This is a genomic window from Acinetobacter sp. P37, assembly GCF_057480965.1.
Window position 1 is genome coordinate 289,127 of sequence record NZ_JBLIYY010000001.1, and the last position, 11,786, is coordinate 300,912.

Below are 11,786 nucleotides of genomic sequence, written 5' to 3' on the forward strand. Positions count from 1 at the left end.
ATTCCTTAGTTATTGCTTCATCAGCTTTTTGAACACATTGTGAATGACTTGATCATACGACAAGATGCATAAGCTGTCTTCGCATTTACAATGATTTATATATGGGCTCAGCGCATGTTGTTTTCAATCATCTTTATAGAATAATTTAAAGGCTGGCACATATTTTCGCCATGTTTAAGCAAAATAAATGCCTGAGTTGAGTACAGCTATGACAATGTGCAAATTTTTTATCTACCTAAAATAAATAAAGCGCCTATATACTAGACAGAGAAAGTACAGGTGCTTAATCCATCTGTACGTTCAAATTATTGCGCTCAAACTTACCTGCTTAAGACTTATACGATTATTGATTTGCAAAAATTAAATCGAGTGCGCTGTCATAGTCTGCAGCAAAGTAAAATTGAAATGCCGTGACTTTTGAAGTGAGGAATTGCTGAATTTCTTCCGTCGCACCCGCCACATAAATTTTAGATACTTGATGTTGCTGCGCCAGGCCAAGTAACTCGATCGTCTTTTCCAGTGTTTGATCATGCCCAATAATCAGCGCACCAACCGTACCCTGTGACTGCTTATATAATTGCATATGGGTGATATTGCTGTTTTTAAGTGCGTCTGACATATGTATTCCATACAAAGAAAGGATAAAAAAAGATCAAAACCTTTAGAAATCCAGCTGAATCATGCTGTGTATCAATTTCAGTAGATTCCGCTTGGTTTCAATCCTAGAAGCCCAGATCATTAGAATTATAAGCTCAATATATACAAATATACTTTTCAAATCCAATCGCTTAGCTGATTCCTTCCAAAAAAGCACCTTAACTCTCGAATCATATCAATATTCTGATTTAGATTTGATTGCATACTTCTGTTTAAACGATGCACCAAGATGTTTCTTTTTCAACAGTTTAAGCATTTTGAGAATTCATTAGACATAGCCATACGCATCAATATTATTTTGTTACTTTTAAATTAATAATTTATTTTCAATATCTTAATAAAACAATATGCCGTTTATCTGCTTTAAAATGTCTACTCAAAACATTTGAGCATGCGTTTTGCATCTACTTAATTGCCAAAAGCAAAATCATCAGGCTAAAACAAAAAGAGGTGCATTATGTTTATTAAAGAACACATCATCCGTATTGAAAATATGAAGACCCTGCAAGCGCTTGATGCTGCAAATATCGACCATCAAGTAATTGCAATGTTTATGACTTGCGAAGGGATTCCACTCAAAGCCTTTGAGGTCAGTTCATTACTTAACTCATATAGTGCATTAGGCACTAAAAAAGTCGCGTCTAAAAAAGTGCAAGCCTTAATACAAGCCAAACAACTTGGAGAGGAGGACGAATCGATCCCATGCCCAGCCGCTTATTAATAATCCATTCTGACTAAGAGCTGCATCATCACGATGCAGCTTTTTTAATTGTCGACATATCGCCTGAGCTGCCGCAACTGAAATTGCAAACCCGTCTTTAAACAGAGATGTGTATAATCAATTTAACCTTTCAAGAAACGCTGGCAACATGTTCAATATTCTACGCAAACAAATGGATGAAAGTACGCAATGCCCGTTGTGTCGTGCATCTATGTATTGGGTAGATGCTGAAAAATTAGATGAGCAAGAATTTAATTATTACCAGTGTAGCCACTGTCATCATCAAATATTTCCAGAACAGCAATACAACTGTCATTGTGAAAACTGTCAGGCTGCGCGAAAAAAACTACTGAAAGAAACCCGTTTACAAGAACAGCGTAAACTCAAAAATAAAGATATCGTTGAACGTGAATTAAGTGAACTGAGTTTTTTACAGAAACTCTTTTTGCTGGCTTTATTGGATAATCACGTCCAAGAACATACGGCGCATCAAGAATTTATCGACTGGGACGCTATTAAGTATCATAACATCAGCCCGAATTATTTCTTCCAACAATCACTCAAAAAGCATCTCGTGCATGAGCAAATTTTGATTGTGAAAGATGATGCACTACAAGCTGAACAGTATTATATCAATGTCCGTTTGGATGGATATTCAGAGCCCAGCCTTTTTAGCGTAGCACAGCAACTGCGCCATTGGTTTTATGAAAATTTAGCTCTGGGTGTTCCTTTTAAAAGCGCTGACGAAGTGAAAGAGTGCTTGTATCTCCTACTGTTTCAAGAAATTGTGCAATTCATGCAGTTTTACTGTAAGACCTGGGGCATTCAAATTGCAGGGAATAAAAGCTTTCAAGTGTTCTGTTATCGCCTACTCGACCATCTAGCGGTTGGGCAGATTTACTATATGATTCAGTCAGCACTCGAATACCTACATAAACAAAAAGCTCTGCAAGTACGTAATGAAAACTTCATTAATACTAATCTGTTAAAAAAGACCTTACAGCAATACCGTGAACGTGGCTTACAGGAAAAATGGGAAACCTTTACCCTCCCTCGTCCGCCACAATTACCGTTTAGTAAAATGAGTGAAATTTTGCTCTTTAACTTTTTAGGACTCGATGAAAGTATCTTTGTGCAACCAATACGCCATGCTTGGAAAAAAATCGAACCTCGCTTAAATTTTTATTCCACAAAGCGCTGCATGTACTGTGGTTCACAAGAACTCTCTGTCGATTATGATGCCGCAGATTATGTGACCCTGTTCTGCCGTAATTGTAAACATCAAGACCATTACTTCACCCGCTAAGGGAGAAAACGATGAATCAATCTGAAAATTTTGAAACGACCATGAACAGTGAATTGACTGACTTAAATAGCCCGCTTTTGCAAAGCGTTATTAATGCGTGGATTGAACTTCAATCCAAACAACCTTTGGTGCATATCCTCACTAATGCAGTCGCGAGCAATTATGTGGCCAATGTCCTTTTAGCTGCGGGTGCTTCTCCTGCAATGATTGACAATCCCTTTGAAGCTGAAAGCTTTGCCTCAATTGCCAGTGCCTTGAATATCAATTTAGGTACGCCAACGTCTGAACAAATGCAGGCCATGCAAATTGCTGCACAAACAGCACAAAATTTAAATAAACCTTGGGTGCTTGACCCTGTCGGTTATGGCCCCGTTTTGCCATGGCGATCTGAAATGGTTGACCAATTACTCCAGTACAAGCCAAGTATTATTCGTGGCAATGCATCAGAAATCAGTGGTCTTGCAGGTAATCAAGGTGAGTCACGCGGTGTCGATAGCACGCTCAATAGTGCAGAAATTTACTTAAATGCTGCGCCCTTGTTAGAACACTGTGAATGTGTGGCAATTTCAGGCGAATCGGATTTCATCTTATCGAAAGAAATGAATGCGGTGATACAGATTAATGGTGGATCTTACTTACAACCCAAAGTGACGGCTTCTGGCTGCGCTTTAGGTGCATTAACAGCGGCGTATTGCGCCGTAAGTGAATCGCTAACTGCTGGCACGGTCGCAGCACATTTGCACTTTGCGATTGCGGGTCAAAAAGCCTATGAAATTAGCTCAAGTGTCGGCAGTTTTAATGTTGCATTTTTAGATGAAATTTATAATCTCAATGAAGATGATTTCAATCAACTTGCCAACATGCAAATTTATGCACTATGAAGCTATTATAGCTTGAGAAAAACAAAAACAGCTTGAGTAAAGGACTCAAGCTGTTCAGGGATTCATACTGTTTTGTACTAAATTAATATGCGACAAAAAATTTACTGTGCCGTACTGTCACTTGCAGCATTGGCATCAAACATTTCTGAATCTTCGATCGTTTCTGTTGGATTACTCAAAATCATGTCGAGGTCATAGTCCCCCGCATAAACAATATTTTTGATTTTTGAACAGTCGCCATCACTCATTTCATAATTTAAGACTTTGGCTTCATCACCAATTTTAAACTCAGCACGAACGACGTTTTTATTTTCATCAAAACTCAGTTTAGGCTGAACACCTTTTTTCGAATCTTGCTGCGAATCTTGGCTATCCGTGAAAATATCAAAATCCACATTACACGCTTGTTGCGACTGCTTACAGTTAATTTCTGCTTGCATACGTTCCGCTAACGATGGCTCAAAATAGGCAGTAAGTTGATCTTTACTCAAAGCATGCAATTTCAACTCTTGATCATAAATTTGTTTGACCAGTTTTTCGGGGGCAACACATTTCTGCGATTGCTCCTGTACTTTTTGCTCTGCTGGCTGACAAGCTGTTAAAAAGATCGCCGCGCCGAAACCTAATAATCGATATATCGTCATTTGTCGCATAACATATCCATGTCCATCATTAAACTGCCCGCCCAACTGCCAGATTCATACTTGCTTCGAAAATGGTTGAAACATTTAATTTACAAATACACATTAAACCCATGCCATCAAAATAATCTGGCACGTGCTGCATAAAAAATTGAACATGTTCATCAGATTTGTTCCGTAGCCGAACCAACTGCTCAGGCGTCACCTTCGGTAAATCACAACGATGAACAAAAATATCCTCAGCGCGATGCTGCACATCATGCTGACGGATTTTATAACTATCTAAAACATCCGCATACTCAGTGGGCATCGGGGCACCGTGCCTTGGATAAAACTTAACAGAGCGCGAGGCAAATAATGTATATACCTTTGGTTGTGCCAATGTAGCCACAAACCACATTGGAATCGCTGGAAATCGAATCTGATACTGCATCGCCACTTTAATCGCCGAATTTAAGGTCAGGTTTTTCCGACGATAATCAACCAATACCCCAGCTCGTGAATTAAAAATAAAAATCGGCCGATTGCGATGCATAATTTTTAATATACGCACAATGTTTTGCCCGATCAGTTTATCGTGCTCAAAATACTGAATAATTGGTAATGCAACAATATCGGGGTCATGCATGTATTGATAGAGTTGCTCAATCTTAGAAGTTGGGAAAATACATTGATCAAACTCCCAGAGCCGTTGAAACAACTCATGTTTTTCTTCAGTCGTGAGTTTACTAAAATCAATGATATTCTCAGTGATCGCCATACCAACACCCATTTTTTAATGGATTAACTTTGAATTTCTTCAAAGTACCTAGTTATAAAGTTTTCCGAAGCGGTATTTAAATGAAATAAAATTATTCATAGATCATCTATGATGATTAAAACCCCGAGTTAAAAATGAATCGCTATTTAACCTCATGCTTTTTTAAAACCAACCCTATCAATATTTCTTACTTTTGAATCGTTTTAGCCCTCTAAAAGCCCAAAAGTTGCAGCGTTTTTTGACTGTTACATCATGTAAATATAATACGTTTTAACATAGTGAATTACAGCCTCCTTGGATAGGATTTCTTATACTTTCTAGTCATACAAAAAAGACAGCTTCGAAAAGCTGTCTTTGAGTTATTTTTAAAATTTAAGCATTAAGCTTGGTAATAGATATCAACCGTTTTAATGCGGTTTTCATCCATTGCCGTGACTTTAAATTGAATGCCTTTAAAATCAACCACAGTACCGACTTCTACATTGCCGTGGGTCTGATCTAAAATAAGACCTGAAACACTGATATAACCATCATCTTCTTCGATCAAATCCAGCATTTCCAATTCAAGTTCTAACTGATACAGATCGAGCATGCCTGAAGCTTTCCAATGTTCATCATCGATTTTAATCAAATCAAGTTGTTCATCTGCATCAGGGAATTCACCAGCAATCGCTTCAAACACATCGAGTGGTGAAATCAGACCTTGTACCGCACCAAACTCATCCGTAACCAATACCAAAGAGCCTTTAGAAGTCCGCAAGGTATTAATCGCATCAATCACCTTCATTTTTTGGAAAATAAAGATCGGACGATGACGTTTAATCAATGCTTTTAGATCATCTTCACTGTCTAGAACATCAATAAGTTCTTTCGCGCGGACAATACTAATCACTTTATCCAAGCTACCACGACACACAGGGAATAAACTGTGCGGCACAGAAAGGACTTGCTCACGAATTTGCTCAGGTGTGTCATTTAAATCCACCCAAGAAATTTGATTACGGGGAGTCATGATCGACGCAACTGAACGCTCTGCAAGCGTCAACACCCCCCCAATCATGTAACGCTCTTCGTCTGCAAAGGTTTCTTGCGCCTGATTACCAACTTGATCGGATTCTAAGCGCCCACCCATCAGTTTTAAAATACTGTCCGCAGTACGATGACGTAATGGAATTTTCGCTTCATGTTTTTGAGCATTGCGTTGACTAAACTGGTTAAAGGCTTCGATGACAATCGCAACACCAATACCTGAGTAGATATAGCCTTTCGGAATATGGAAACCAAAACCTTCTGCTATCAAACTAATACCGATCAGTAATAAGAAGCTTAAACATAGGATCACGACGGTCGGATGTCGGTTTACAAAAGCCGTTAGCGGTTTAGATGCAAGTAACATCACTGCCATTGCCACAATCATTGCTGCCATCATGACATAAATGTTGTCGACCATACCGATCGCTGTAATGACAGAGTCTAAAGAGAAAACCGCATCTAAGACAACAATTTGCGCAACAACTGCTGTAAAGCTGGCATATGCCACTTTTGTTGTCACTTGAACTTCTGGTTTTCCTTCTAATTTCTCATGTAGCTCTGTGACTGCCTTATAAACTAAGAACAATCCACCGAACAATAATATGAGATCTCGACCAGAGAATGTCCAATCAAAAACAGTAATCAGGGGCTTTGTTAATGTGACCAACCAAGAGATTGCAAATAACAATCCTAATCGCATTAACAATGCGAGTGAAAGACCAAGTATACGGGCTTTGTCACGTTGTTCTGGAGGGAGTTTTTCTGCCAAAATGGCAATAAAGACTAGGTTATCAATCCCTAGTACAATTTCTAAAATAATTAATGTAAGTAAACCAACCCAGATTCCGGGATCTAACAAAAATTCCATTAGCTCTCTTCCTCATTCTGGATTGTAAGAATATCTTCAATCAGACCAACGCACGGCGACGGATCCATAAATTTAACCTGTGTAACTATAAACCATTCCATTATGCACAATCTTGCGCATTTGTAATGTATTCAAGCATATTTTTTCGCAGCAACAATATGACAAAATGTTAAAAACACTGTGAGTTATATATCACTTAGCTGATATAAATACACAGCAAGATGGTTAAACCTATTTTTTGAGAATATTGCTTCCAATTTTAAAAAAAAGCTTGAATTCACCTGACTTTTAATTAAATGTAATTAAGGACGCTTGTAATAGATTGTATGACAAATCTAATGAATTATTTATTTCTACCTTTTGGTAAAAAATATTAATATTCAATTCAAATTAAAAACTTATTTATTTTCACTACACTATCTCTATACCTAACCTTAGTTTTAATTTCTGTTAAGCATTTAGACAGAATATCAATATAATCTATTTAGATAATCTAAAAATGAGATATCTTCTACTTTCTATTTTTTTATTGTGAACTCTTGCTATTACCCTCTATTTTTCAATAGAATGTTAAAACATTAAATAAAATTAAAACAAATATTCAGGGGACTCCTTTATGACAAAAAAGTATTCAAAATTTTTACCATCCACCGATGACTTTAGTTTAGAAAATTTTCCTTTCTACTGGGTTACTCAGGTGCATTCACAATATGTTTTAAACGTCGACCATGCATTGAAAAAGTATGGCGTTGATAATTCACGTCGTCGTATCCTGCTCGCACTCAAGTCTAAACCACATGCTAGCGTTTCAGATTTATCTGAAATGGTCGTGTCTAAAATGTCGACGACAACCAAGATCGTTTATCGTTTAAAAGATGAAGGCTTAGTAGATACCTATTCTTGTGAAGATGATGCGCGTATTACCCGCGTCGTGTTAACCGATAAAGGCACTGCTATGACGCAGAAGATTAACGATCTAACGAATGTCGTTCTAGAGCAATCTTTTGAAGGCTTAACACCGCTACAAATTGAAAAAACCATGGAAAGCTTAAAGCATATTTTCAAAAACTTAGCGCGCTAAGCATTCTGCATCACCGAAATATCAATCGAAAATATTCAGTTGGGGACTGATTTTTTCGATTTTTATTTTGGGTGCGTGTGCACATTCAAACTCATCAACAGGAAAACCTTGTACAAAACTTTGGATGTTGGGTGATTTCCAACTCAGCCACTCTTCTAACCTCGCATGCGGAATTACAATCACCGAACGTTTAACATTGCCCGGTTCATGAAAGTGCTTCATCATCTCATGCTGAATAGCATCCATCGTAATCATGGTACTTGAGCGTACAATCTCATCACCTTGTCTACAAATGTCATATAAGGCAGCAATATAAAACGCTTCTCCATCTTTGCGCTTAACACTCCAACGCTGCGGCTTATTATCGATATACATTGACTCATAAAATTCAGACACGGGTATCACGCCAAACTTACATTTTGAGATCGCATTAATAAAAGTAGGCTTTTGATACAAAGTTTCATTTCGAGCATTATAGGTTTTAAGTGCGATTGATTTGTCTGCGGCCCATTTAGGCACCATGCCAAAATTCACTTTTCGCCACTCTAACCCTTGTTCAGACTTAAAGAGTAACGGCAAATCATAATTTGGATAGACTTCCTCAGGATATTCAAAGCTGATTTCAGGCAAGTTTTGAGACTTTAATTGCGATAAGGTAATCGGTTTGAAATTAGCACACATATTTGCCATAATCCGCAAAAAATCAATCTTTATAATAAATGAAAAATCTAGACCGAAGTCGCTTTATCATTTTAATTCTAATTTCAAGCCTATATTCAACCGCACATGCCGCAAAAGTCTCTGTACATACCGTTTCATTTCTACCTTTTAGTCTCGACGCGCTCTATCTCAACGAATATCCATTTAAACAAGACCTAATCAATGAGACTGAGATTCCGGCAGGCAAGTACCGCATTCAATATAAGCATTTTCGCAATCAGCAAATGATCAGTACACATCATTGGGTTACGGTCAAAAATCTTCCCAACACCCAAGAACAACAATTTTCATTGGTCATCTTGCCTGATGGTGAAGTAATCAATGTCTCTGATTTTAAAATTACATCTCCAGAGATGTTTCCTGAAATCCGTTTTGCAAAACGTGCTCAAAATAGTTATCGCTTGATGCAAAATCAGCAAAGACAAAGAGATCAGTTTGGCGTGATTTTTCCTGACGCAGATGAAGCCCATACGACAGAATTAGAAGATCAATTTGGCTGGTTTACGGTGAACGAAGATGAAGGGCGTGTCAGGACTTCTTGTACTGGCACGTTTAAAATCAACCCTCAAGATGCGCTCCCCTATTTCACTACTGCAAATTCAGCTCTTCAGTTTAATTATCAACAAGGAAACAAAATACATAACGCATATTTAGCGTTTAGTGATAACAATCCGCTTATTCCAATCGAAGATCGAACAATTCATGAGGCTACGCATTACAAAAAGGGCTTGAAGTTTGATCTACATATTAACAATATACAAAAAATGAAAACCGAGACTATTTCTTCTAATTATTCAATCTACAATTATAAGGTTCAGGTCAAACTGTATATGACGGCCTTGCAGCGAGAGCCCATGCTGTTGATGAATCACAAAATGTACTATCAGGATAATTGTTCAAGCCAAGATATTGGCGCTTTTCTGTATTACAAGACACGTTGGAGCCGTTTTTGGGACTATATTCTGCCTGATATTTCATGGAAATACACTAAAAATGTCCTGCGTAACAGAACCTGCAGTGAAGTCTATTGCACAAGATTAAATAGACTTCACTTTGAGTATTTTAAGCAGGGAAAGTTTGCCAATGGGTGCGGGTGAATTCCTCAAATATCCACTCACCATTAAAACGACCAAGGCCTGAATTCCGTTCACCGCCAAAGGGTGCATTAGAATGATCCGCCACACTGATGCCATTGATATGCGTCATACCTATATCGAGTTTGGCCGCAAACTCTCCGCCACGTGCTAAATTTGAGGTACATACCGCACTCGATAAACCAAATCGGGTTGAATTTGCCAATTCTAGTGCATGCGCTTCATCTCGCGCTTTTAAAATCGGCAAGATTGGCCCAAAGCTTTCTTCTAATGCAATATCAGCATGTGCATCCACATGGGTGAAAATATGCGGTGCAACCAATTGACCTTCAATACCCCCCGCGTAGGCTAAAATTGCATCTTGCTGAATGGCATTTTGAATAATAGTTTTTAATTTATCGATTTGCGACTTATTGATAATGGGCCCTATCAGGGTTTCAGCATCATTCGGATTACCGACCACAATGTTTTTTACCCGTTTAATTAATTTTTCAACATAAGCATCGTGCAAGGATTCATCCACAATCACTCGATTGGTACTCATGCAAATTTGTCCTTGATGCAAAAAACGCCCCATCACGGTCAGTTCAACGGCTAAATTTAAATCTGCATCATCTAAAATGACCAAAGGCGCATTACCGCCAAGTTCCAGCGCTAAACGCTTAATCCGTGAACTTCCTAGCGCTTTCACCCCCACCTGTTGACCCACTTCAGTTGAACCTGTAAATGAAATCAATTTAGGTACAGGATGCTCTACAAAATAGTCGCCAATTTCACTGCCGCTGCCTGCAACGACATTTAATACGCCATGCGGCAAACCCGCTTCTTCAAATAACTTTCCGAGCAACGTTCCACCTGTCACTGGCGTGTCACTTGCAGGCTTCAGCACCACACTATTGCCGCAAGCAATCGCAGTCACCACAGAACGCATCGACAAATGAAATGGAAAATTCCAAGGGCTAATCACTGCTATGACTCCCAAGGGTTTGCGCAGTACAAAACTCTTGCGGCTAGGGTCTTTACTCTCTAGCTCCATAGTTTGCATTTTTTCAGGAAAACACAACGATTCTTGGATAATGCCGAGCGCAGCATCAACTTCAATATTGGCTTTTAAACGTGTACTCCCAGATTCATCTATCAGCCATTGAATAATTTCTTCTCTGCGTTGCTGAATGGTTTGAGCTAATTTATTGATAACTTGCTGACGTACTTTAATAGACTTGGTCATTTCTGATTTGAATGCAGCTTCTGCCGCACTATAAGCACTGTCTACATCGACACTGCTGGCTGCCTGCAATTCAAAAATCTGTGCTTGGCTAAAGGGATTTATATTTTTGATGTGACGCGTTGAAGTCCCTGCTCGCCATTGTCCACCAATATATTGCAAATCTAATGCGGTATATGCTGACATCGTTTCCATCCTATTTTTATCATTCATCCCAATGTAAAGGCTTCAGCATTGAAAAGCTATGAGAAAAACAGGATAAAACTTTATAATTAATTTCTTTTACAACCTTATACTTTAAACAGGCTGATGAATCTGCCGCATCGCTTTATAGATTCGCCAATAAATATAACAGCTAATGATGACTTCAAAACTTAGATCTTTAACTGTGGTGAGTTGCTCAAGCACAGCCTCCTCCATGTTTAGGGTCAACATGGGTAACAGCCCTTCGACAACAACAGCGATCAAGATAAAGAGGACTAAACTCTGAATCGTTACGGGCAAATACAATGCAATAAAGCGCTTTAAAAAATCTCGGCCTTGCTCGCCGCCATTGGCTTTAAATATGGCATTCACCCAGCTAATCAGCAGACCAACTTGTAAAACAAACGAAGCCCAAGCTTCTGTAGGTTTGGATTCTGGGGTTAAGGTCAGTGCTAAGTAGCTAAAGAAAATCAATATTGAGCTGGCAATATAGTAGTTTTTATAATGGGTTTCTGAGACTTTATTCAGTCTTATATCATCCACCAACCGACTTACATTCCATAAATACATGGAGATTCCTTTTCATTTTTTTATGT

Annotated in this window: 12 protein-coding genes; 5 read left to right on the top strand and 7 right to left on the bottom strand. The window is 38.5% G+C overall.

What is annotated here, in order from left to right; all coding sequences use genetic code 11:
- Positions 1–343: 343 nt before the first annotated feature.
- Positions 344–619 (bottom strand): hypothetical protein, encoded by a 276-nt coding sequence (locus tag AC25JC_RS01535; RefSeq protein WP_486923316.1) that lies wholly within the window; start codon positions 617–619, stop codon positions 344–346.
- Between the two features lie 495 nt (positions 620–1,114).
- Between AC25JC_RS01535 and AC25JC_RS01540 the strand changes: the two genes are divergently transcribed.
- The 3 genes from AC25JC_RS01540 (at position 1,115) to thiM (ending at position 3,565) form a co-directional block, all read left to right on the top strand.
- Positions 1,115–1,378, top strand: a complete 264-nt coding sequence (locus tag AC25JC_RS01540) for a hypothetical protein (protein ID WP_078193641.1) — start codon at positions 1,115–1,117, stop codon at positions 1,376–1,378.
- 148 nt (positions 1,379–1,526) lie between these two features.
- On the top strand, positions 1,527–2,684 hold the full coding sequence (locus AC25JC_RS01545; protein ID WP_486923317.1) for a hypothetical protein: 1,158 nt from the start codon (positions 1,527–1,529) through the stop codon (positions 2,682–2,684).
- 11 nt (positions 2,685–2,695) lie between these two features.
- Complete coding sequence (gene thiM, locus AC25JC_RS01550; protein WP_486923318.1) at positions 2,696–3,565, top strand: hydroxyethylthiazole kinase; 870 nt, start codon at positions 2,696–2,698, stop codon at positions 3,563–3,565.
- Between the two features lie 101 nt (positions 3,566–3,666).
- Here thiM and AC25JC_RS01555 read toward each other — a convergent pair whose 3' ends face one another.
- From AC25JC_RS01555 to AC25JC_RS01565, 3 genes are all read right to left on the bottom strand, one after another.
- On the bottom strand, positions 3,667–4,218 hold the full coding sequence (locus AC25JC_RS01555; protein ID WP_486923319.1) for a hypothetical protein: 552 nt from the start codon (positions 4,216–4,218) through the stop codon (positions 3,667–3,669).
- A gap of 19 nt (positions 4,219–4,237) precedes the next feature.
- Entirely contained in the window at positions 4,238–4,966 is a 729-nt protein-coding gene (locus AC25JC_RS01560) for a hypothetical protein (protein WP_486923320.1), read from the bottom strand.
- 379 nt (positions 4,967–5,345) lie between these two features.
- On the bottom strand, positions 5,346–6,866 hold the full coding sequence (locus AC25JC_RS01565; RefSeq protein ID WP_180084229.1) for a TerC family protein: 1,521 nt from the start codon (positions 6,864–6,866) through the stop codon (positions 5,346–5,348).
- A gap of 616 nt (positions 6,867–7,482) precedes the next feature.
- On the opposite strand from AC25JC_RS01565, the gene AC25JC_RS01570 reads away from it, so the two are divergent.
- Entirely contained in the window at positions 7,483–7,947 is a 465-nt protein-coding gene (locus AC25JC_RS01570) for a MarR family winged helix-turn-helix transcriptional regulator (protein ID WP_078193646.1), read from the top strand.
- A 21-nt stretch (positions 7,948–7,968) separates the two neighbouring features.
- On the opposite strand, the gene AC25JC_RS01575 is transcribed toward AC25JC_RS01570, so the two are convergent.
- Complete coding sequence (locus AC25JC_RS01575; RefSeq protein WP_180063125.1) at positions 7,969–8,628, bottom strand: SOS response-associated peptidase family protein; 660 nt, start codon at positions 8,626–8,628, stop codon at positions 7,969–7,971.
- 38 nt (positions 8,629–8,666) lie between these two features.
- Between AC25JC_RS01575 and AC25JC_RS01580 the strand changes: the two genes are divergently transcribed.
- Positions 8,667–9,764 carry a hypothetical protein gene (locus tag AC25JC_RS01580; protein WP_486923321.1) on the top strand — a complete coding sequence of 366 codons (1,098 nt, stop codon included), beginning with the start codon at positions 8,667–8,669 and terminating at the stop codon, positions 9,762–9,764.
- On the opposite strand, the gene AC25JC_RS01585 is transcribed toward AC25JC_RS01580, so the two are convergent.
- Both AC25JC_RS01585 and AC25JC_RS01590 read right to left on the bottom strand, forming a co-directional pair.
- Entirely contained in the window at positions 9,730–11,172 is a 1,443-nt protein-coding gene (locus AC25JC_RS01585) for an aldehyde dehydrogenase family protein (RefSeq protein WP_486923322.1), read from the bottom strand. The genes AC25JC_RS01580 and AC25JC_RS01585 overlap by 35 nt on opposite strands.
- Before the next feature lie 111 nt (positions 11,173–11,283).
- Complete coding sequence (locus AC25JC_RS01590) at positions 11,284–11,760, bottom strand: hypothetical protein (RefSeq protein WP_486923323.1); 477 nt, start codon at positions 11,758–11,760, stop codon at positions 11,284–11,286.
- Positions 11,761–11,786 lie beyond the last annotated feature (26 nt).